Source organism: Bradyrhizobium sp. WD16 (assembly GCF_024181725.1).
GTDB lineage: Bacteria > Pseudomonadota > Alphaproteobacteria > Rhizobiales > Xanthobacteraceae > Bradyrhizobium_A.
In genome coordinates, this window is the sequence record NZ_CP028908.1 from 1,292,622 (window position 1) to 1,314,426 (window position 21,805).

Annotated in this window: 19 protein-coding genes and 2 pseudogenes; 9 read left to right on the forward strand and 12 right to left on the reverse strand. The window is 62.5% G+C overall.

What is annotated here, in order from left to right:
• Positions 1–65: 65 nt before the first annotated feature.
• The 12 genes from DB459_RS06050 to gspD form a co-directional block, all read right to left on the reverse strand.
• Positions 66–227, reverse strand: coding sequence for a hypothetical protein (locus tag DB459_RS06050; RefSeq protein WP_253712010.1), 162 nt, complete (start codon positions 225–227; stop codon positions 66–68).
• A 110-nt stretch (positions 228–337) separates the two neighbouring features.
• Complete coding sequence (locus DB459_RS06055) at positions 338–793, reverse strand: hypothetical protein (RefSeq protein ID WP_253712011.1); 456 nt, start codon at positions 791–793, stop codon at positions 338–340.
• A 51-nt stretch (positions 794–844) separates the two neighbouring features.
• Positions 845–6,667, reverse strand: a complete 5,823-nt coding sequence (locus DB459_RS06060) for an RHS repeat-associated core domain-containing protein (RefSeq protein ID WP_253712012.1) — start codon at positions 6,665–6,667, stop codon at positions 845–847.
• Positions 6,668–6,767: 100 nt separating this feature from the next.
• Positions 6,768–7,169, reverse strand: a complete 402-nt coding sequence (locus tag DB459_RS06065; RefSeq protein WP_253712013.1) for a hypothetical protein — start codon at positions 7,167–7,169, stop codon at positions 6,768–6,770.
• Between the two features lie 265 nt (positions 7,170–7,434).
• The gene (locus tag DB459_RS06070; protein ID WP_253712014.1) at positions 7,435–7,935 is read right to left on the reverse strand and encodes an A24 family peptidase; all 501 of its coding nucleotides are present in this window, start codon (positions 7,933–7,935) and stop codon (positions 7,435–7,437) included.
• Complete coding sequence (locus tag DB459_RS06075; protein WP_253712015.1) at positions 7,932–8,576, reverse strand: prepilin-type N-terminal cleavage/methylation domain-containing protein; 645 nt, start codon at positions 8,574–8,576, stop codon at positions 7,932–7,934. The genes DB459_RS06070 and DB459_RS06075 overlap by 4 nt, the downstream gene beginning before the upstream one ends.
• Positions 8,573–8,998, reverse strand: a complete 426-nt coding sequence (locus DB459_RS06080) for a prepilin-type N-terminal cleavage/methylation domain-containing protein (RefSeq protein WP_253712016.1) — start codon at positions 8,996–8,998, stop codon at positions 8,573–8,575. Before DB459_RS06080 ends, DB459_RS06075 begins: the two co-directional genes overlap by 4 nt.
• Complete coding sequence (locus DB459_RS06085; protein WP_371926877.1) at positions 8,995–9,468, reverse strand: GspH/FimT family pseudopilin; 474 nt, start codon at positions 9,466–9,468, stop codon at positions 8,995–8,997. Before DB459_RS06085 ends, DB459_RS06080 begins: the two co-directional genes overlap by 4 nt.
• On the reverse strand, positions 9,465–10,697 hold the full coding sequence (locus DB459_RS06090) for a type II secretion system F family protein (RefSeq protein WP_256519308.1): 1,233 nt from the start codon (positions 10,695–10,697) through the stop codon (positions 9,465–9,467). Before DB459_RS06090 ends, DB459_RS06085 begins: the two co-directional genes overlap by 4 nt.
• Entirely contained in the window at positions 10,697–12,262 is a 1,566-nt protein-coding gene (locus DB459_RS06095) for a GspE/PulE family protein (RefSeq protein ID WP_253712018.1), read from the reverse strand. The genes DB459_RS06090 and DB459_RS06095 overlap by 1 nt, the downstream gene beginning before the upstream one ends.
• Positions 12,263–12,461: 199 nt before the next feature.
• Positions 12,462–12,926, reverse strand: a complete 465-nt coding sequence (gene gspG / locus DB459_RS06100) for a type II secretion system major pseudopilin GspG (protein WP_253712019.1) — start codon at positions 12,924–12,926, stop codon at positions 12,462–12,464.
• 139 nt (positions 12,927–13,065) lie between these two features.
• Positions 13,066–15,084: a type II secretion system secretin GspD gene (gene gspD, locus DB459_RS06105; RefSeq protein WP_253712020.1), complete on the reverse strand. Its 2,019-nt coding sequence runs from the start codon at positions 15,082–15,084 to the stop codon at positions 13,066–13,068.
• A 538-nt stretch (positions 15,085–15,622) separates the two neighbouring features.
• On the opposite strand from gspD, the pseudogene DB459_RS06110 reads away from it, so the two are divergent.
• The 9 genes and pseudogenes from DB459_RS06110 to DB459_RS06145 all read left to right on the forward strand — a co-directional run.
• Positions 15,623–15,775 (forward strand): annotated as a pseudogene (locus DB459_RS06110) (IS256 family transposase); the annotation flags it as partial.
• A 252-nt stretch (positions 15,776–16,027) separates the two neighbouring features.
• The gene (locus DB459_RS06115) at positions 16,028–16,249 is read left to right on the forward strand and encodes an RHS repeat domain-containing protein (protein ID WP_253712021.1); all 222 of its coding nucleotides are present in this window, start codon (positions 16,028–16,030) and stop codon (positions 16,247–16,249) included.
• 95 nt (positions 16,250–16,344) lie between these two features.
• Positions 16,345–17,217, forward strand: coding sequence for a general secretion pathway protein GspK (locus tag DB459_RS06120; protein WP_253712022.1), 873 nt, complete (start codon positions 16,345–16,347; stop codon positions 17,215–17,217).
• Positions 17,218–17,336: 119 nt separating this feature from the next.
• Entirely contained in the window at positions 17,337–18,509 is a 1,173-nt protein-coding gene (locus DB459_RS06125) for a PilN domain-containing protein (protein WP_253712023.1), read from the forward strand.
• Positions 18,510–18,842: 333 nt separating this feature from the next.
• On the forward strand, positions 18,843–19,427 hold the full coding sequence (gspM, locus tag DB459_RS06130; RefSeq protein ID WP_253713437.1) for a type II secretion system protein GspM: 585 nt from the start codon (positions 18,843–18,845) through the stop codon (positions 19,425–19,427).
• The gene (locus DB459_RS06135; protein WP_253712024.1) at positions 19,411–19,962 is read left to right on the forward strand and encodes a hypothetical protein; all 552 of its coding nucleotides are present in this window, start codon (positions 19,411–19,413) and stop codon (positions 19,960–19,962) included. Before gspM ends, DB459_RS06135 begins: the two co-directional genes overlap by 17 nt.
• A gap of 397 nt (positions 19,963–20,359) precedes the next feature.
• A pseudogene (locus tag DB459_RS27525) lies at positions 20,360–20,479 on the forward strand (TetR/AcrR family transcriptional regulator); the annotation flags it as partial.
• A gap of 151 nt (positions 20,480–20,630) precedes the next feature.
• Entirely contained in the window at positions 20,631–20,891 is a 261-nt protein-coding gene (locus DB459_RS27530) for a hypothetical protein (protein ID WP_371926878.1), read from the forward strand.
• Positions 20,892–21,141: 250 nt separating this feature from the next.
• Positions 21,142–21,804 carry a DUF3313 domain-containing protein gene (locus tag DB459_RS06145; protein WP_253712025.1) on the forward strand — a complete coding sequence of 221 codons (663 nt, stop codon included), beginning with the start codon at positions 21,142–21,144 and terminating at the stop codon, positions 21,802–21,804.
• Position 21,805: the final 1 nt, after the last annotated feature.

Consider the following 21,805-nt stretch of genomic DNA (forward strand, 5'->3'; position numbering starts at 1 on the left):
CTATCCACTGTGTCCATTCTAAGCCTAACGGTCAAAGCCAAGCCGCAGACTCGCAGATCCGGACATCAGCCGGAAGGTGGCGCCGGAACGACGCTTACGGTCTGGCCGTAGGCCGTGTAGGCGTATTTCTCGGTGACCTGGCCCGATGCGTTGGCGAGCGCGATCACCGATCCCAGCGCGTCCTGGAACTGATAGGTCGACGCCCCGCCCGGCGCCACCGACAGCACCGGCTCGTCGAGGCGTTACGGTGACAGTGCAGTATATCGGCGAAGTCGCGGTCTCAGCCGAGTGAGGGTCGAAGGCACGAAACGATTCAGTTAATTGGTTAAGTGCACCGTCACCGTAATTCCAGACGTCTAATCAATAGAAAAACACCGCCGGCCAAGACGCCAAAAAGCCATGCCAGCGAAACGGTCGGCCCAATAAAAAAGATCAAAAAAATGATGTCGAACAGCCGCACAACGGCGGATGCGCCTGTTGACCACTGCAGCTGATTGACGGCGTTAACAAAGCGCTGCGGTTCAAGTGAACTAAAGTAAACGATATATGCAAAGGCAGCAGCTGGATAGCAAAGCGCGGCACTAATCGGTATTGCCCAGAACGACCTTTCAAGGCTGCCGCGCAGCGCAGCGCTCATTAGAATGACAAAGAAAATAAGAAACAAGGTGAGGACGCCAGCATACCATTCATGTAACAGTTTTTCTGCGGGATGACCTGCGCCTATGAGAGTAGCCCCAACGAAAGCGACGAGGCTACTCAATAGACAAAGTGTGAAGCGATGGATAATGGGCATTTGATGACTACATTGCCTCTGCGAACCACCAAAATAATGACTGCGGCGGGTCTATTTGCTCGGCTTGCTTACTTGCGGCATCCCAGAATTAGTTGTCGCCAAATTCAGAGAGTTCGTTGATGCGTTCGCTCCCGGCAAATTCTTGACCTGATTCTCCAAGTTGCCCGGAAGTAACGACCCCACGTTTTGAAATGGTCCGATCCCGCTCAATGCGCTGGAAGTTGAGGCTGCGCAGAAGCAAGGTATAGCGCCTCCTAGATTTTCGATTCGATTGGCGATGTCACCTTCTTGTGCGGGTGTCGTCGAGAAACGATAGGTGTTAACTGTTGATCCTAAGGAGTTCTGATAGCCGATATATGGAGCTAAAGCGGCATCACTTCCATAAAGTGCGTCTCCGCTACCGCGAGTAGCTGCGCGAAAGCTTCCGGCAGGATCGTACAGAACAGGATTGCCGCCGTTGTCGATACGTACGGCAGCGTGACTTCCATATGTTAGAAGTCCGAACGTGTACGGAACAGGATCACGCGTGATTATCACGACAGTGTCGAGGCCGCTCGGATCCGTTTTATTGACGGGATCATTGCCCGTGTAGGCATAGAGATTGATGTTGTCCTTTGTCCCGATCGGATCGGTCTGCAGGAAGCGCCCGAGCGTCGGCGAATAGGCCCTCGCCCGGTAGAAGTAGAGCCCGGTCTCCGCATCGAAGCGCCGTCCGGTGTAGCGATACGCCGCCGTGCCGGCGCCGCTGGCGACGGTCTGGCCGTAGGCCGTGTAGGCGTATTTCTCGGTGACCTGGCCCGATGCGTTGGCGAGCGCGATCACCGATCCCAGCGCATCCTGGAACTGATAGGTCGAGGCCCCGCCCGGCGCCACCGACAGCACCGGCTCGTCGAGGCCGGCGCCGTAGGCGAACATCCGGGAGAAATACACCGTGCCGGTCCCGGTATATTCCGCCAGCTCCTGGTCGCCGTAGGACAGCCAGGCGGTGGTGGTGCCGTTGACCGTCTTGAGGTAGCGGCGGCCGAGCGCGTCGTAGCTGTAGGACACGGTCGTGCCGCTCCTGCTCGCCGAGACCAGCCGGTTCTCGGTGTCGTAGCCGTAGGTCCAGACGCCGTCCGAGGTCAGGTTGCCGCGCTTGTCGTAGCTGTAGGTCGCGGCCCCGCCGCCGGTGAGGCTGGCATACTGGTTCAGCGTGTTGGCGGTGTAGGTGGTGGTCGCCGCCGCGAGGCCCGACGGCAGGTAGCTGGCATCGGACGCGGTCAGGCTCGCGCGCTGATGATCCTGGTTGTAGGTCAGCCCCAGGGTCAGCGACGAGCCGTTCCAGCTGTGGGCGAGCGAGGCCACGAGCCCGGCCGGGGTATAGCCCAGCGTGCTGGAGGCGACCGCCGCGCCGGCCGGGCCGTAGGAGACGCCGGTGCGCTGCGACAGCGCATCGTAGCTGTAGCCGGCGATCCGGATGCCCGACGACACCGAGCCGTTGTAGATGCCGGTCAGCCGGCCGAGCTGATCGTAGCTGGAGCTCACGGTGACGCCGACCGAGGGCGGATAGACCAGCGCGGTCCGGTTGCCGTTGGCGTCGAGCGTCGTCGTGACCGCGCCGAACAGCGGCGTGGTCTCGCTGATCTTGCGTCCGGCGGTGTCGTAGCCGATCGTGGTCGGCGCGCTGTCGCCGTTGGCCTGCGCGGTCAAAAGATTGCCGCTGTAGTCGTAGCCGAGCGTGATCGTCGGCTGGTTCGACGGCGCCTTGCTGACCCGGCGGTTCAGCGCATCGTAGCTGTTCCGGATGACGGTGCCGTCGCGCCGCTGGAACGCGACCTCGTTGCCGGCGGCATCGAGGGCATGGATCTCGTAGTCCGGGGCGCTCGCCGTGCTGTCCGGGTAGCTGATCTGCTTCGCCCGCCCGAAGCCGTCATAGTTGTAGGTCAGGGCGTTGCCCTTGCCGTCGGCGAGGGTGGCGAGCAGGCCGCCGGTGCCGGCATAATAGGTCCGTCTCTCGCGCGTCACGGTGCCGCTGTTGACCGAGATCGACGGGTCGAGCGTGCCGGACACCGCATCCTGAACGGTCAGGACACGCGAGGCCGCGTCATAGGTGGTGATCGCCTGCCGGCCCGACGACGAGGTCACGCTCGACACCCGGTTGTTGAGGTCGTAGGCCGTGGTCGAGGTGGTGCCGTCCGGATTGGTGATCGTCACCGGCTTGTTGGCGGCATTGTAGCTCGTGGTCGTGGTTCGCCATGCCGGGCTCGCGGTCCCCGTCGCCTGGGCGACGCTGGTCCTGTTGCCGTTGGCGTCGTAGACGTAACTGGTGACGTTGGCGGCAAACGGCGCCGGCGGCGTGATCCGGGTCAACTGCCGCCTGGCGTCGTAGGCATAGGTCGTGACATTGCCCTTCGCGTCGGTCGCGGTCACCTTGTTGCCGACAGCGTCATAGGTGGCCGACGTCGTCAGGTTGAGCCGCCCCGCCCCGGCATCCTTGACGACCGTCAGAAGATCAAACGTCGTCGCCGCATAGCTGTAGGTGGTGAGCCGGCCATCGGCGTCGGTCGAGGTCGCGGGCAGGCCGTGGCTGCCGTAGGTCGCGGAGATCACCGGCGACACCGTGCCGCTGACGCCGGGCTTGGCGACCGCCGGCAGGGTGGTGGAGGTCAGATTGCCGGCGGCGTCGTAACCATAGGTCGTGACATTGCCCCGCGGATCGGTGTGGGTGGCGGGCTTCGATCGCGCGGTGTAGGTCCAGCTCTCCACGATCGGCGACGCCGGATTGCCGGTCAGCGGGTCGATCGCGCCCGTAAGCGGCGTCGTCGTCTTGCTCAGGATATTGCTCCTGGCATCGTAACTATTGGTCGTCACAACCCCGAGCGGACTGCGGGTCTGGACCAGCCGACCCGCCCCGTCATAGGCCATCACGGTCCGGTCGCCGGTCTGGCTGACGTCGACGGTCTGGTTGCCGTTGGCGTCATGATAGAGCACATGCGCGTTGCCGTAGGGATCGATCTCCATCGATCGCGCGCCATTGGCGAACCCATAGGTCCATACGTGATTGAAGGTATCGGCCTGGGTCAGGATGCGCCCGAACTGATCATAGGTGTTGGTCATCACGGGCGTGCCCGCAAACGCCGGCCACGTCATTTGCGTCAGCAGGCTGCTTCCGGACGCGTAGGTCATTTTGGTCGTGGCGCTCGCCGCATCGACGAACGTGCTGAGATTGCCGCTGGCGTCATAGGTATAGGAGACCGAACGCGTGCCGTCGGAGACCTGGCTGAGATTCGTTCCGCTGTAGGTGAAGGTCAGGGTGCGGCCCATGCCGTTGGACACGGCGCTCAACAGCTTGGCGGCGCCGCTGCCGCTATAGGTAAACGTCACCGTGTTGCCGTTGGTGTCGACCCACGAGGCGATGTTGCCGTCGGCATCGAAATTGCTGACGACACCGGTCTTGTCGGTGATCGTCACCGCGTTGCCCGCGCCCAGCGTCGCCACCGCGCCGTCTCCCGGCGGCGGCACATAGGTCGCGCCTCCCGCCGCCGTCGGGATCTTCGCGAACCGCCTGGTGCCGCCGCTCAGCGTGACGGTGACGGCGTTGTTGACCAGCGCGTCCATCAGCCAGCTGGCCGACAATGTCGAGACCACGATGTTGGCCAGCGCCGGCGCCGCGATCGTGTTGAGGTCCTTCATGACATAGAAGGCGACCACGGTCGGCACGGCGGCCAGCGGATTGGACTGGCCGAACCCGGCATAGCTGTCGCTGTCGATCCTGGCCGACATCATGAAGTTGTGCCGCCAACCATAGCCCAGCGCTGTCCTGGTCGACACGCTGCCGGAGTTGTAGCTGCGCTTCAGCGCCAGGCCGAACGGGAAGTCGGCCGAACCGACCTTGATGTCCTCGTTGTCGAAGAGATAGTTGCCGCTCAGCAGGTCGATCGGTTCCTCGCTCTGTTGCGGCGGAAATTGCGTATTATACGTCGTCGGAAACTGCGCCGCTGCCGGCACGGTCGGGTAATATTGATTCCAGGCGCCGTATCCGCCCTTGTAGCCGCCGGAAATCAGGTACTGCGCGCCCAGGAGCCCATTGCTGTTGACCAATTGGTAGTAGCCCGCGCCGGTCCAGTTGACGACGGTGCGCGAACCGTTTTGCGGCAGCATCACCTGACCGCCCGCATTGGCGCCGAGAAACGCGCCCATGGCATCGAGATCCGTCGCGTTCCAGCCGGTCAGCAGCGGCCTCACGCTGCTCCAGTTGGCGGGGGTGGCGACGATGAAGCCGGTGCCGTCCTGATTGGCGTAGTCGAACATCCGCACGGTGGAGACCGCCTCGGTGCCCTGCATCTGGGCAACGGCGGTGGATTCGAGGCTCGAGTGAAACTCGGCCGCCGCGATCGCAAAGCCGGCGACGTCAGTGTCGGTGACAGTGGTCGCGGCCTTGCTGATGCTGCCGAGCTGCGCCGGATAATCGACATAGGCGCCCTTGCCGGGCGATGTGCCGGCGATCCCCATGGACACATGGTTGGCCGTCACGATGCCGATCAGGCCGCTATACAGACGCCCCGCCTCGCTGGACTGGCTGAGATAGGTATATCCGATACTGGCCAGCGACGCGTTGGTCACCGCCTGGGTCGTCGTTCCACCGGCGGCCTTGATCTGGCGGGACAGCTCGGCCTGCTGGCGCGTCAGCGTGTCGCGCCCGAGATCGCCCGGAGCCAGCATCACGGCGTAGCTGCCCCCGACCAGGACCTTGGGGCGAACCGTATATGTCCCGAACGGGGCCGCATAAGGCAATTGCACGGTCATCGACACGAACTGGCTGGCGCCGGCGGTCGCCGCCGCGCCGGTCGCGAGCACCGTTCCATCCAGTGTCAGGACCGGCTGACTGGAGCCGTTATAGGTCAGCGCCAGATTGCGGCTGCCGACCTGGCTGCCATAGAGCGTGGTCGAGATCGTCGGGCTCGAGCCGTCGGCGTTGTTGGAGACGGTGATGGTGAAGGCGGTCTCGAACGAGGCCGGAAGGCTGGTGTAAAGCGTGCCCGCGGCCGGCAGGGTCAGGCCGTAATTGGCATTGCTGATGTCGCGACCGCCAAACAATTGCCTGGTCGAGCTGGCGGGGCTGTTGGCCGTGATGTAGCCGGCCAGATTCTGTGCATAAGTGTTCAGCTGCGTCTTGAGATTGGCCTTGTTCAGATTGCGGATCGAGGTCACCCCGGCCGGCATCCCGCTGATCGGCGACGAGCCCGACTGCACCGCGCTCAGGAAACCGCTCTGGGTGTAGCCCATGGCGGACGCGACATTGATCGACGCATAGTTCGTGTAGGACTTGAGCGAGGGATCGAGCTGGTAGGTCTTGGAGCCGATCGTCACTTCGGTCCAGACCATGCCGATCGCGACATCGGTGGCCGGACCGCTTCCCGAGGTGACACAGGCGCCGCCGCTGGTCTGCTGGATGCAGCCGGGAATGCCGCCATTGCCCATGGCGAAGGAGAACAGCTGGACATCGTTCTGGATGCCGAGCAGATTGGCGACCGTCGCCGCGGGGAACGAAATCGCGCCATAACGGTAGTTGGCCGTGATGCAGGACTGGCGCAGCAGCGTGACGAACAGCACGTTCTGATCGAAGTTGCTGCCGCGCCGATCCAGATAGGTCGCCAACGCGCCCTTCTTGGAGCCGAAGGTCGGCGCGTAGTCGACGTTGTAGTAGACGTATTCGTAGATCAGGTTGAGATCGTAGTTCAGCGCCCGCGCGAGGCTCCTGATCTCGGGGTCGGCGGCCGGCGGGGTGCATGTCAGTGGCGTCAAGCCGACCTGGGCATGCCCCTCGCGCGGCGCCAGCGCAACACCGACGAACAGTCCGACAAAAAGAACCAGAGCAATCCTGAAACCGCGCATAAGCCTGCCCCTGCTGCCGCAGTCGAATCGACGACCAAGTTGGTTGAGTGATGTGATGTGAAGGATGCGCCGAAGACCGTCCGGCGCGGAACGATGATCCCTACCGCCTCCCGATCAGCGGCGGCTGCTGCTGTATCGTGACGCTGCTCGGCGAGCGCGACGACACCGCGGCGGCTCCGCCGACAGCCTCCTGCTTCTTGTCCGAGGCGGGTTTCGACTGGGCAAAGTCCGCCCGGCCAAAGCCCGCCGGAGCAGTCGCATCGGTGGGAAGCTCGTGACCAAGAACCGGCTCGATGTCGAGGGCGGCCGGCGCCTCGCCCGCGGACTGCGGGGTGACGGTCGCCGGCATGTCGCTCGGCGGCACAACCCGTGCCGCGAGAAATGCCGTGGCCTGATCCGGCGTCACCAGCGGCATCTGCAGCGCGCCGACCGGCAGCTGCGCGCCGACCTGACCGCTTCCCGGCGCCAGATTCTGCGCCGAAGCCGTAACCGCGAACGACATCACAACGGCAGGAACAACAACGGAAGAAACAACAAACCCAAGCTTGCTCACGATCCATCCCACAATCACGAAGCAAAATTTTAAAACATTCGAATCTCCACTACCGCTTGCACGATCGCCAGGCGAGCGATTGTGACGCAGAACTCTTGTCCTGGGCCGCCCAAAGTTCGGTCTCGCTGGACGAACGTTTCGTGCACGTCACCGCACCAACCACTTACAGTTGCGACCAAAGCCAAAGAGGGACGAGCTCCGTTCGGAAACCGCATCAAAGACGATAGACAAGATCGAAGATCGGGCTCCCGGCAAAGAGCCGCGCGGCGACGACCAGGAGAAGTCCGGCACCGAGAAACGGTGCGAACGGCACGCGATCGCGGGTCGTGATCGGTCGTCCGAGAAGCCAGCGACACGCGAGATAGGCGAGCGCGGTGCAGGATGCCATCGCCAGCATGGCCGGCAAATCCTCGGCGCCGGTCCATAGCCCTCCCGCCGCGGTGAACTTGACATCGCCGAGACCGAGACCCTCGACCCCCCTGAGGCGGAAATGAGCCCAGCGCAATGCGAGCAGAAGCGCGCCACCCAGCGCGCCGCCCAGCAGCGAAAGACCAAGCTCGCCCGAGGGCAGGAATCCTGCGGCGAACAGCCCGGCGACTGCGATCAGGAGAGCCACGCCGTCCGGAATGATCATCCGTCGGATGTCGCTGACGGCGCCGATCAGCGTCAGGACGCAGAGCAATCCGTACTGGAGCACGAGCATGGGCAACGTCACTGCTGTTGCGCCAAGTGCAGAGGGATCGGCACGGACAGGTGCCGGATGCGATCCTTCAAGACGATATCCATGTCGATCAGCACCAGTTGCGGCAACTGCAGCTGCGCCTTCCAGGCCGCCAGCCACTGCGGAGGCTTGCCGGGTTCGACCGAACCAAAATAGCGGATCGACAGCCCCCGGACATGCCTGACCAGCACGACCGGATCCGCCTCTCTGATCCGAGACGGATCGGTGCGGAAGACCGCTGTCGTCACGACAACATCACCGACCTGGTCCGGTCCGGCGGCGCCATCGGGCCATGAGAGACGGACCAACATCGGCCCGCCGCGGAAGGCGGTCGCCTCGCTCGATGTCACGAAAGTCAGCGCGTGGCTGTCGCCATCGAACAACAGGCGCGCGAGATGGGTCGTTTCGTCCACCACCGTGACCGGCATGCCGCGGGATAACAGCGTGCGCAACCGTGCCAACCCGGCATCGACTTCGGCGGGCAGCTCTCGATCGCGACTTGCCGTCCAGCCTCGGCGGGTGAGATCGAGCCCGGCGATGACGAACACGGCAATCATCGCCGTCATCGCGAGGGTGACGAGCAGCTCGACGAGCGTGAAGCCCGCCTGGCTCGCGTTGGGGGGGCTTCTGATCACGGCCTGGCGACGCGAACGAGTTTATAGGCCGCCAATGCAACCATCGGTCGACCGCGCGTGTCGCCCGCGGCCGTAACCGTGATGTCCGCCCATGCGCCGGCAACCGGCATGTTCGCGGCGACCGATGTCGGAACGATCCGCAAGCGCCAGGCCAGTCCGTTGCCGAACTGCCCCGTGCTTTCGCCGGCCACGATCGGATCGATAATGCCGAGGCCGTCAAGTTTGCCTTGCGCGAGCCGGACGGCCTCGCGCAGCGTCTCCGCCCGATGACCGCCGTTGAGCATGCGCGTCATGCCGCCGAACACCACCGTCAGGATAGAAGCCAAAATCGCGAACGCGACGAGCGTTTCGACCAGGGTGAAGCCGGATTGAGAATGCCGTCGGGGCCTGGTGCTCATCCTGGCGCTCATCCTGGCGCTCATGATGATTTGCCTCCGGAGAGATCGATCCGGGCTTCGCCGGTCAGCCAGTTTACCGCAATTCGCGCCTCCCGCCGCCCGATGCGAAGGATGATGTCTCCACCACTCGACATGCCGTCCGGAAAGAAGCGGATCGCTCCGGCCGTAGCGCTCTGCCGTTCCGGCACGGCGAGCTTCATCTCGATCGACACGTCGTCATCGAGATGAAGGACTGTGCCCCCGGCCTGCAGGGTGCGTTGCCCCGCATCGAGAACCAGCGTCGCATCGGCATTGCGAGCGATCGCTTCCGCTCGGGAGGCCCGCAGAGCGGCGGCCAATGTGCGCGCGGCGGCCTCGAGGCGCAAACTCTCCGGGGGGCGCCGCAACAGTGGGACGGACACCGATGCCACGAGGGCGATGATCGAGAGCACGACGAGCATCTCGATCAACGTAAAGCCGAGGCATGCAAAACGTCGCGAACGGTGCCCGGTCATCGCGCCGCGAGCTCATTGATGGACAGGATGGCATTCATGACCGTGAAGATCAGCAAGCCGATCAGGCCGGCGATGCCAACCGTCAACGCGGGCGTCAGCATGGTCATCAGGCGTTCGATCCTCCGTTGACTCTGCTGTTCGAACAGAAGTGCGATGCGGATCAGCATGTGGCCCAATCTGGCGGTTTCCTCACCGACCGCGATCATCCGCAGCGCCACCGGGGGGATGCCGTCGCGCCCGGACAGCGCGCGGCCGAGATTCTGGCCGTCGCGAATCTGCTCGAGCGATGCTTCAAGACCGCTCGCAATATGTGCGTTCTGCACCACCGCTCGCGCCGACGCGAACGCCGCCAGCATCGGCACCCCTGCGCGCAGCAGGGATCCCAGCGTCCGGGCGAAGCGCGCCAGGTTCTGCTCGACGCTGACAACGCCCGCGAGAGGCAGTTTCAGCAGGAGACGGTGGGCGGCAAGGCGCGCGTTGGTCGATCGCTTCACATAACCGCGGGCCGCTGAACTTGCGGCGACCATCAGCGCCACAATTGCCGCCAGCCAGGGCCAGCCCTGCTGAACCCAGAGAATGAAGGCGATCATACCCGGCAGAGGGCGACCGCTCTCTGCAAAGATCGGCGCCAGACTGGGCACCAGAACGGCCATTACGATCGTGATTGAAACCAATGCCATGACGATCAGAATGCAGGGGTAGACCAGCGCCGAGGTCGTCTTGGCAACGAGCTGCTGGCGCCTCTCCAGAAGATCCGCCAGTTCGGTGAGCACGCGAACCAGATCGCCGCTGATTTCGCCGGCCCGCACCATGCTGATCGTATCGTTTTGAAAGCTCTCGCGGTGCCGCGCCATCGCGTCGGAGAGGTGCGCGCCGTCCAGAACCGATTGCAGCAGGCCGGTGACGACGGGCCGCATCCGGACCTGGCCGGAATGATCGACCATGATCCGCAAGGTGTCGTCCAGGGGGACCCCCGCCTCGATCAAGGTCGCCAACTCCCGAACAAATGCCGCGATGTCCCGTGCCGATGGTTTGCGGGGCGCCAGCAGCGTGCCGCGCGACCATCGCCGGCTCGCAGATCGCTGGTCATCATGGGTCTCGAAGGGCGTCAGTCCGCGCTCCCAGAGAACGTCATGAACCTGCTCGACGGTCTCCGCCTCGATCCGCCCCTCGGTCAGGACGCCGGCCTGGGTATAGGCGAGATAACGGAAGGAGCGCGTGTCGCCCATCAACGGTCCATCCTTGTGGCCCGCAGGACCTCCTCGATGGTGGTATGGCCCATTCCGACCTTATGCAAACCATCCTCGTACATGGTTCGCATGCCGCCCCGGCGCGCGACATTCTCGAGCTGTGCGTCGGAGGAGCGGGACAGGATACAATCACGCGCCTCCTTGTCGATCTTCATCAGCTCCGCGATCGCGATCCGCCCCGAAAACCCCGAGCCGCCGCAGGCGTCGCATCCGGCGGGCTGTAGAATTCTGAGATCGCGCCCGGCGTCGCCGCCGCCGATTTCCCGCACGATCCGCGGCCGCCAGACGTCCGCGCTCACGTGAGGCGCGGCGCAATGCGGGCAAAGCCGACGGACCAGTCGCTGCGCCAATATGCCGTTGACGGTGGACGCCAGCAGATAGTTCTCGACGCCCATGTCGATCAGACGCGAGATCGTCGCCGCGGCGCTGTTGGTGTGCAGGGTCGAGAAGACCAGATGCCCGGTCAGCGATGCCTGGATGGCAATGCGCGCCGTCTCCAAATCACGAATTTCCCCGATCATGACAATGTCGGGATCCTGCCGCAGGATCGACCGTAGCGAATGGGGGAAATCCAGGCCGATCGCGGTGTGCACCTGAACCTGATTGATACCCGCGATCTGATATTCGACGGGATCTTCAACCGTGAACACCTTGACGTTGGGCCGGTTGAGCTGGGTCAATGCGGTATACAGCGTCGTGGTCTTCCCCGATCCCGTAGGTCCGGTCACAAGGACGATGCCGTTCGGCAGGTTCATCAAGTCGTCCAGCAATCGTATCCGGTCCGCATCGAAGCCCAGTTTGACGAAGTCGAGCTCCACCCTCGAGCGGTCAAGAATGCGCATGACGACGCTTTCGCCGTAGACGGTCGGAATCGTCGAGACACGAAAGTCGATATCGATCCCGCGCACTGGAATCTTGATACGACCGTCCTGCGGCATGCGCCGCTCGGCAATATCGAGTTTCGCCATGATCTTGATGCGGGACGTGACCGCCGCGCGCAATCCGCTCGACAGCATCCTGGCCTGCAGCAAATGGCCGTCGACACGATAGCGAACAGCAACGCCGTCAATGCCGGGCTCGATATGAACGTCGGATGCCTTGGCATCCACGGCCGCCGAAATGAATTCGTTCACCAGCCGGATGACCGGTGCTTCATTGGCGATGTCGCGCAACCGTTGGACGTCGGTCTCGCTGGCTTCATCGATCCGCGCGTCGGCCTGGGACGCGTCCTCCGCCTTCTTGTCGCCATAGAGCAGACGGACGGATCGCTGAAACTGGTCGGCCGAGACCAGACACGCCCTGATCCGCAATCCGGTCAGATAGGCGAGCGCACGGAGCGGCTCGTCATCGAGCGGATCGACCACCGCGACCGTGAGTTGCTCCGGATCGCTTGCAATCGGAAGAACCTTCCGGGCGCGAATGAAGTCAGGACGGATGATCGTGGGCAGGACGGCTTCAGGCGGAATATCGCGAGCTGTCGCGATCTCGATCCGAAGGTGGCGCGCCAACGCTTCGATCAACAGGTTTTCGGGCAGCAGCCCCAATTTGGCGAGGACGTGGTCGAAACGTTCGCCGGTCGATGTCGCCGCGCGGCGCGCCCGGTCGATGTTTTGCGGATCCAGCACGTTCTCATGGGCGAGATGCCGCCCAAAGCTCTCGGCGAAATCGTCGCCCTGGACGGCGGGCGATGCCGCGGAAGGATTTCGATCGCGCGCATTCATGGCGGCAGATCCGCTACGCCGATCACGATTGCCCATTTCGGATGGCGTCGGCGCCGCCCTCCTGTCCGTCCGGACCGCCGGACATGATATCAAACGGGCTGCGCTGGCCGGGCGAGCGATAGATGTACGGCCGCCCCCACGGATCCGCGGGCACCGTGTTCGATTTGAGATACGGTCCGTTCCACCGCTCTGCAGCGGTCGGACGTTCGACAAGAGCCTTCAGGCCCTCCGCCGAATTGGGGTACCTGCCGTTGTCGAGAAAATAGAGATCGAGCGCACCGGACAGGGCTTGAATCTGGAGTTGTGCGGTCTTGATCTTCGAGTCCGACAGATAGGCCAGGACCCGCGGGCCGACGAGACCCATGATCAGCCCGATGATGGTGATCACCACCAGAACCTCGATCAACGTAAACCCGGCCTGGCGCGCAAGTCTGGACTGACATCCTCTATTGCCAGACGCACTTGAAGCTGCCGGGATTTTGCGCATCGTATTGCCTCCTCGGTTCGTACTTCGACGCCGAATGTTCGGCCACCGACATATTCGTTTCAAAATTTGCGGCGGCGATGGCTCGCTCATCGCCGGCGACATTGTGTGTGTGCGCTCGGGACGAGTTGCGCGGGATCGCTCATTCAAAGGTTCGCTCGATGGTGTTGGAGATCGAGCGCTGCGGGCCGCGGCGATGCGGCATCGACACATCGATGCCGCGGCGGTATTCGTCGGTGATACGGCGGGCATCGTCGGCGTTTCGAACCACATGCGGCGTGAGGATGACGATCAATTCGGTCTTTCCGACGCTGCTGCCCTTTTCCCCCAGAGCATTGCCGAAAATGGGAAGATCGCCCACGATCGGGATCTGGTTGCGCGTCTTCGCGGCCTGATCCTGGATCAGGCCGCCGAGCGCCACCGCCTCGCCATCGTTGACGGCGACCGTCGTTTTCACCTTGCGTTGCTTGATGGTCGGCGAGTCGATGCCGGAAGAGGTGGTGTTCGCGACGTTGGACACCTCCTGCTCGATATTGAGCATCACGCGTCCATTCTCACTGATCCGGGGTTTGATCGACAGAATAACGCCCGTATCGCGATAGGCGACGGAGTTCACGATGGGGGCCGTCGCAGCAACAACACCGACCGCGGACTGGGTGACGATCGGCACCTGATCACCGATCTGCAAAACCGCCTGCTGGTTGTCGATGACCATGAGCGTGGGTGACGACACGACATTCACCTGCGTGATGTCGTTGAGCGCGTTAAGGGTGACCTGGACGTTGGCGGCGACGCGCGCCCACGAGAAGCCCGGGTAGACCGAACTGAAGACATTGGCCGCGGCGTCGGTCAGACCGAAGCCGTCGTTTTTCTTCTGAAAATACCAACGCATGCCGAATTTCAGATCATCGTTCAGCGTGACTTCGGCGATCGTCGCCTCGATCAGAACCTGCTTGGGCTGAATGTCGAGACTTTGAATGATCCGAAGGACCCGCTGATAGTCAGGCCTCGAGGCAAAGATCAGCAGTGCATTGTTGGTTTCATCCGCGGTCACCCGAACGCGCGCGGAATCGCCGCCGCCTGGGTCGACTGCGGGATCAGGGCCCGATTGGGACAGTGCGGGGTCTGCTGTTCCCGTGATTTGTCCCGGCGTTCCATTTGATGTCTGACCCGACAGGTTGATGCCGCCGCCAACACGAGACGCTCCGAAACCGGGTGTCGTGCCCGCTCCCCCCTCGCGCGCCACTTCCTGGGAACGCGGCGCGATGTTGTCTCCGGTCTGCAGCCCGGTGCGGGATGTCCCGAGCAGGGATTCGATGATCGCCACAAGCGACTTTGCCGGACGATTTTGCACATTGTAGGTGAATATCTGCTTGTCGATGCCTTGCGCCCTCGCATCAAGCCGTCGGATCCACATTTCGGCGCGACCCAGATATTTGGGCTGCGACGAGATCACGAGAATCGATTTGAGGCGCCGGTTGGGAATGAAGCGGACCATGCCGCCCACGGGCCCGCCTTTACCCGATCCGAACACCGTGCGCACGTCATCCGCGATCGCGTCCGGCTGCGCCGTGCTGACGGGGACGATTGCGACCGACATTCCGCGCATCACGTCGATGTCGAAGATGGCGACCATCTCAAGGATGCTGGAGATCTCACCGCCCGTGCCGGCGAGCGTCATCGTGTTGCGGGAATCGTCGATCGCGAGAATGGCCCCCTTCGGAACGATAGGCTCCAGAATTCGCTGCATTTCGGATGCAGAGATGTACTTGAGTTGGATGATCCGGTTCGAGCCGCCGAGTTCCGCGGTCGAATCCTTCGTCGGTCCCACCCGTAGTCCACTGAGCGCTCGGGTGGAGGCGTCCAACGGGACGATCTGATAGATATCGCCGTTCTTGCTGACCGCAGCGCCACTGGATTGCAGGGCGTTCTGAAACAGGTCGATCAGGTCGGAGCGGGAAACCGGCGTGGATGTCTGGATCGTGATCTTTCCGTCGACCCGTGAACTGACCGAGTAGTTGAGCTTGAGAATGTCGCCCAGGATCGTCTTGGCGGCTTCCGCGATCGACGTATTGACGAGGTTCAGGGTCACACCGTCCTGGGCGCTCGGCGTCGTCTGGCGCGGGTCGCGCTGCGCGCCCAGAAATTCTCCGGTGCCCATGTAGGTGTCCGACGGCGCGGCGAACGCAGGAGCGGTTTGAGGCGGGGCGTTTCCGCGACGCTGAGCGAACCGATTGGTCTCCATCTCCGCGTGCGCCATCGGGACTGAACCCCAATCATTGAGTGAGACACCGGTTGAGGCCGCATTCTGCGTTGCCTGGCACCCGGACAAAGCAAGGCCGAGAGCGCCGATGAGAAGTACTTTTCGCCCATGGCCTCTGTGAATTGGCAGCAAGAACCGGCTCCTATACGCACTAGGGTCTATCGGAATTTATCAGGAGGCTATTACGGCCGCGGCCAGATCGATCATGGTGCTCGGCCTCGCCGGCGCGCATGGCGACGCGTCTGAACTCCTCGAGCTTGCCGAACACGTCTCGATGAGATGCCGCCGTTTGTACATCTCCTCGTCGATGGCGAGAGGCTTTGCACGACGGGGAGAGAGCTATCGCCCAAAAGTCGGCGACGGCGGGACTCGCAATGGCGGCATATCGTGGGGGGAGCTTGACGCCTCCACTTCTACACCGAAGGCGCGATATGCCGTGCCCAAAGATAGCATTCTCATGCTCATGCAGCCAGGCAACGTCGACGATCAACCGGCCGAAATCTTGCACAATACGGCACACATCTTGTTGGCTCAGGCGATCGAGGCCGAAGTCGCGGACTTTCTTGACAAGCACGCCGGTTTGACGACCGTCTGCAATGGCGGCATCAACCACGGCGCATTCCGTCCGGTGCCCGGTTGGAATCGTTCGCAAGCTATGTTACATATTTGGCGGTTGTACTTTTGACGTCTCTCGCCGCAATCGACACGTGTCATGCGAGGACGTTGCATCGGACGCTCTCAATGCATAGGACACTTTCAAAGAGGGTTCTATATTCAGGGCAACGCAATCGGGTTTTCATTTCGATGATCGAGGCCAACAGACAATGATGAGCAAAAGACAATGATGAGATTGCCACAGCTTATTGCTGGCGGACTGCTGGTTGCGATTGCGGCTTCCGTTGCAATGCTTGTCCCGCCGCATAAAGCCGAAGCCGATACGCCAGGAACCGCGACCTACAAGTATGACAGCCTCGGCCGCGTTGTTCAGGATATCTATCCTGCCAATTCACGCGCCTACAGCTATGACGCTGCCGGCAATCGTGTGAGCGATTTCACCAACTGAGCCGGGCAGCTTCAACAGGACCTCTACGCGGAGGCCGAGGGCAACACGGCTTCGCCCTGATCCTGGTGCTGTGGGGGATAGGGCTGATCTCGCTGATGGCCTCGGCGGTCGTCATCGCCGAGCGATTTCGGATCAAGGCCGCTGGCAATATCGTCGAGAATGCCAGAGCCGAATCACTGGCTGAGGCAGGCATCAATCGTGTTCGGCTCCAACTCGTGCAGGCCGTGTTGCGCGGATCGACCGAGAGCCCGCAGATCAGAGGGGACGGACAGCCGCTGATCTGCGCAATGCCAGGGCGCGCATTGGCTGCGCTCGCCATCGACGATGAGGGCGGGAAGGTCGACCTCAATGCGGCGCCGCTCGCGTTGCTATCGCGGCTGTTGCGGGGATTTGGTGCGAACGCTGCCGAGGCCGATGCCCTGGCCCAGGCGATTGCCGACTTCACTCACCCGGCGGGCAATGCCGTGCTCGACGACGTCTTGCTCCATGATTATGAGCGCGATGGGAGGCCCTACGGCCCCAAAAGGACCCTTTTCGACACTGTCTTCGAATTGGATCAAGTCAAGGGAATGCGGACAGATTTGCTGCGCCGCCTGATCCCCTACGTCACGGTGCACTCCCATAAACCGGGAGTGGATCCGGTGAAAGCCGCTCCGGTGTTGCTGGCAGCACTCGGGGGCAGAAGTCCGTTCGCGGTCGTTGCGAACGAAGACCTTACGAGCCGTCGACGTGAAGCGCTGGCGCATGATGTGCCAGCGTTTTTTTGGGTCCAGAGTTCAGGTCGCAGCTTTCTGGTTCATGCGGAGGTCCGTACGGCTGACGGAGGCCGCGCTGTGCGTGAAGCGATCATTGACCTGACCCTTGGTGATCCGCCCGACGTGATGAGGGAATGGCGTAGCGGCGCGTCGAGATTCCAGGCGCTACTGGACTCGGCCGCTGGACGAAGCGATGGGGTGCCCCCCTGTTGAGTGCAGGGCTATCGCATTTGGCTCGCGTCTAACGTTCGGATCCCTTTGCAGCGAGCACTTATACGAAGGTTGGAGCCGACGGGACACCGAGACAACGCGCTGGCTCGAAAACTCGCCTCTTGCTCGTTCAGAAGGCTTCATCGATCGCCATGAACTCGTGGACTGACATTCTTTTCAAGGACTTTTCCGTCAGCGAACTGAGGCTTCGCGCTCAGTCGTCGTTCGGCCGTTTTGCAACATGGTGGATTGGCGAGTTTTACGATCTCCTACCGGAGAATTGGATCGACCGCCTTCAGCGCCACATCAGTCCCGAGCTTCATATCAGCGCGACAGGAACGGGCGTGCAATTCGACGTGGCGGGAGCGCGGGGGCAACTGTTGGAAAGTGGCCATATCGACTGGCCACAATTCTCGATGCCGGCCCTCGATCAACGCCTTGCCGACCTCGGATTCAAGCGATCGGGACTGACGATCGGACTGATCTTACCGGAGTCCGATTTCTTCTGCCGTTCCTACAACATGCCCTCCCGCGCACGGCCGCGCCTCGACGTCGTCGCGCCGCAGGATCTGGAACGGCGAACGCCATTTCGACTGGATGATGTTCACGTTTCCACGACGATCGACGAAGAACGCAGCAATTCGGAAACGCTGCTCGTTCGACAGACGATCGTTCGGCGCGATCTCGTTTCGGCCGCAGCTCACCGGACGGGTTTTCCGGTCGACGAACTCTCCTTTGTCGCCGCGAAGACGCCGACCGGCTCCGACTTAACCAGACGAATCCTGCTGCATCCAGAAAGGGCTTCAACGACTTCGCGGATGGGTCGGGTGATTCAGGCGCTTGTCGTCACGGCGATTCTTATCGGCCTCGCCGATCTCGGCGTCGTGTGGTGGACACGTGAAGCCACCATTGCGGACCTGGATGCGCAAACGATCTCATTTCGCGCCAAGGCGCTGGCAGTGGTGGCGCTTGAGGATCAGATTTCGAAGATGCAGTCTTCCCAGCAGACCCTGGCTCGGAAACGGGCCAAGTCAACCACGGTCGAGCTCTGGCGAGAGACCAGCAGGATTCTTCCCGAGAACAGCTGGCTGACGGAATGGAAGCTGCAGGATGACGCAATGGCGATCGCCGGCCTCTCTGCCGCGGCGACAAACCTCGTTGGTATATTCGACAAATCAACATTGTTCGCCAATGCCAGCCTGAACGCGCCAATCACGACCGATCCCGTCGAGGCGCGTGAACGCTTTTCCCTGATATTTCATATTCGAGATACAGCGAACGTGAAGGGGAACTAGTGTGGCGTCTCGCAATTGCCTACCGCCTTTGCGGCCAGTCTCTCGTAGGCAATTGCGAGACATAAGCCACACTAGTGTCCTGTTTCCAACGTTCGTATCCCATTGCAGCAGACGCTCATACGAACGTTGGAAACAAGGGGACACTAGCATCATTATGATTCTAGTGTGGTTTTGGATCTGACGCTCGTTCGAAGAACTCGCTGCAATACTGAAACGAGCGTCAGATCCACCACACTAGCGCTTTGATTTTGCTAGTGTCCTTTATGTCTCCGAATTACCGTGCGAGGGTGAGGCAAATGAAGCGGTAATTCGGAGACAGGACACTAGGACGTGATGATGCCTGAAATCCCGCGCGCGATCAGACGGCGATGGAAATTCTTCGCTGCGACGATCACGATGCTTGTCGCGCTCTATCTGATCGTCGTTTCGCCCCTGGCGGCACTGTTCGGCCGGCAATCGCTTCGGCTCGATCAGGCGCGAGCATCACTCAATCGCTACGCGACGACCGCAGCGAAGGAACCGGAAGTTCGAAAATTTGCCGCGCTGGCAAACGAAGTCATTCCCGATTCAACATTTCTGGAGGGAGGAAGCGATGGCGCCCGCAGCGCCAGTCTGCAAGCACGCCTGAAAGAGATCGGAGGTCTGGCCGGCGTTCGCATTCAGTCAGTGCGCTCGCTTGAACCGTTCAATGATTCCGGCCTGCGATATCTCGGCGCGCACCTTGAACTCTCCGGAACCGTCTCCGCCGTCCATGCGGCGCTGGCTGCCATCGAAGAGAACGAGCAGCTTCTTTTTGTCAAGAACGCCCTGCTCCGCATGTCGGCAGGCGCGTTGAGCACATCCACCACGCAAGAACCCGCGATTGAAGCGCAGATCGATGTCTATGGATTGGTCAAGGAAAATGCCGGCGTTCCCTGAACGGCCCTCGCTGCAGGCAGCCATCGCGACCGCGCTCGTCTGCGTCAATGCTGCGCTGCTCGGTTTGGGATGGGTCATGTCGGAGCGCGGCGCATCTCGGGATTCGTTCGAATCCGGGGCCGCGCCGAGCCGGATGGCTACCGGCATTACCCCCTCAGCGCCCGTCAAACGTTCGCTGAGCGTCCAGGAGGACCCAATCCTGATGCGTCCGATTTTCTTCCCATCCCGCAAGCCGTTCGAGCCGCCCGTGATGGCGAAGCCGCCGGCCCCGGCTCCCGTCGCAAGCGCACCGCCGGCGAAGCCGCAATTCATCCTCGATGGCGTGGTGCTGGCCGGCAACCTCCGGCATGCACATGTGCGCAAACCGAGCGATGGCGCCGGTGGACGGTGGCTCGATGTGGGAAAATCCTATGACGAGTGGACGCTTGTCGACGTCCTTCCGCATGAGGCGCGATTTGAACGCAATGGCCTGCGCGCCGCGCTACGCCTTTATCCAAGCCAAACGAATTTGCAGACGCTCGAGCAGCAGAGATAGCCCTCGACATTCAATTGCGGTTCGCTACGCGCCGTCGCGAGACGCTCGCCGCGACCCTGACGCCATCGTCTCCGGACCGCCTGCCCTTCTCTGATCGTCAATCGCGGCTCACGCACGATCGCCCGCAAGCTGTCGGCGGGCTGGCGCCGGTCGCGCCCCTTTCGAGAAAACCAGCCTGAGGCGAATCGCCTCTTTACAAACCGTACGGTCGGTTTAATACGCCGCCCGGGCCATGCAATCGACCTCGGGGCGAGGCAACAGGCGCGCGCGGATGACGAGATGGTTCATCCGTGGCGGACGAGCGCCACCAACCGGCCGAATCATCCGTGTCGACAAGCGGCCGGCCCGTCTTCAACGAGAATCGCGCAGGCCCGCCCCTCGCGCAGCAAGGCAGTTGATGAACAACGCCAACCGCTCGGAACGTTCCCGCAAGGCCGCGCTGCGGGCGGCTCTCGCAATCCTGGCCCGCGACGGCCCCGGCCGGCTGACGCTCCAGGCCATCGCGCGCGAGAGCGGCATGAGCAAGGGCGGCGTGACGCATCAGTTCCGAACCAAAAATGCGGTGCTGAGGGCTCTGCTCGATCACCAGACGGACCACTTCGAGGCGTTCTCGCGCAGCTACATGGCGCGCACGGCGTCGACGCAGCCCGAATTCGGTCGCCTTTGCCTTGCTCGCGGCGCTCGCCGACGATCCCGGCCTGCTCGCCGGCTCCCGCCGCGTCGATGCAGCGAAGGTCGAGGACATCAAGGCCGAAGCCGACGATCCGGAACTCGCATTGCTGCGCTGGGCCGCGGCCCGCGGACTGGCGCTGGCCGCCTTGTTCGGCCCATGCTCGCTCTCCGACGACGAACGCGGCGAACTGTTCGAGCGCCTGCTCGACGACGCGCAATGGACCGCGCGCCACCACCTGGCGCCCGCAATGACCTGACCGTCCTAGTGTGGTGGATCTGACGCTCGTTTCAGTATTGCAGCGAGTTCTTCGAACGCGCGTCAGATCCAAAACCACACTAGAATCATAATGATGCTAGTGTCCCGGTTCTAACGTTCGCATTCCCTTGCAACCAAAGGCGCAATGCCGCCGCAACCCACTTGCAAACCGTCTAGTCGGTTTTATAATGGACGCCAGGTCTTCAAGCCGCGTCACGGGCGCGGGCTCGACGGAAAACAGGAAACAGTAAATGCTTATCCTCACCCGCGCGGATCGCCTGGCGGTCCTGGTGCTGTGCATGGCCATGGCCGGATGCACCGGCGTCCAGCCGGTCGCCTATTCCGAAGTCGCTTCGTCGTCCTATCTCGCGCCGAACCCATCCGACCGCTCCGGACGGATGCCCTATCGCTATTCGACCCAGGTCGACTGGCGCGCCTACAACAAGGTCATCCTCGAGCCGGTAGTCATCTATCGCGGCGCCGACCAGCAGTTCGGCGACATGTCCGAACAGGACAAGGCCGCCCTCGCCAGTTACATGCAGGCGAAGTTCGCGGACAAGCTCCGCAGCCGCTTTGCCTTCGTCAGCCAGCGAGGGCCGAACACCCTGCGCGTGCGGCTGACGCTGACGGGCGCCGTCGCCAACACGCCGGTGCTCGGCACCCTGTCGCGCTTCGACATCGGCGGCGCCGTCTACAACGGCGTGCAGACCATGCGCGACGGCGAGGGGTCGATGACCGGCTCCGTCATCTACACCGTCGAGATCTTCGACGCGGCCAATGCCCGCCTGCTCGGCGCATTCGTCTCCAAGCAGTTTCCCAGCCCGTACAACATCAAGGCGAGCGTCGGCCCGCTCGCCGCGGCGGAGGCCGGCATCGACAAGGGCGCCGACGCGCTGATGGCGCAGTTGAGGTGAC

Coding starts and splice junctions, on each gene's coding strand:
- DB459_RS06055 (WP_253712011.1), bottom strand. CDS start 793: ATGCCCATTATCCATCGCTTCACACTTTGTCTATTGAGTAGCCTCGTC.
- DB459_RS06060 (WP_253712012.1), bottom strand. CDS start 6,667: ATGCGCGGTTTCAGGATTGCTCTGGTTCTTTTTGTCGGACTGTTCGTC.
- DB459_RS06065 (WP_253712013.1), bottom strand. CDS start 7,169: ATGTCGTTCGCGGTTACGGCTTCGGCGCAGAATCTGGCGCCGGGAAGC.
- DB459_RS06080 (WP_253712016.1), bottom strand. CDS start 8,998: ATGAGCGCCAGGATGAGCGCCAGGATGAGCACCAGGCCCCGACGGCAT.
- DB459_RS06085 (WP_371926877.1), bottom strand. CDS start 9,468: ATGACCGGGCACCGTTCGCGACGTTTTGCATGCCTCGGCTTTACGTTG.
- DB459_RS06090 (WP_256519308.1), bottom strand. CDS start 10,697: ATGGGCGACACGCGCTCCTTCCGTTATCTCGCCTATACCCAGGCCGGC.
- gspG (WP_253712019.1), bottom strand. CDS start 12,926: ATGCGCAAAATCCCGGCAGCTTCAAGTGCGTCTGGCAATAGAGGATGT.
- gspD (WP_253712020.1), bottom strand. CDS start 15,084: ATGGGCACCGGAGAATTTCTGGGCGCGCAGCGCGACCCGCGCCAGACG.
- DB459_RS06115 (WP_253712021.1), top strand. CDS start 16,028: ATGATGAGATTGCCACAGCTTATTGCTGGCGGACTGCTGGTTGCGATT.
- DB459_RS06120 (WP_253712022.1), top strand. CDS start 16,345: ATGGCCTCGGCGGTCGTCATCGCCGAGCGATTTCGGATCAAGGCCGCT.
- gspM (WP_253713437.1), top strand. CDS start 18,843: ATGATGCCTGAAATCCCGCGCGCGATCAGACGGCGATGGAAATTCTTC.
- DB459_RS06135 (WP_253712024.1), top strand. CDS start 19,411: ATGCCGGCGTTCCCTGAACGGCCCTCGCTGCAGGCAGCCATCGCGACC.
- DB459_RS06145 (WP_253712025.1), top strand. CDS start 21,142: ATGCTTATCCTCACCCGCGCGGATCGCCTGGCGGTCCTGGTGCTGTGC.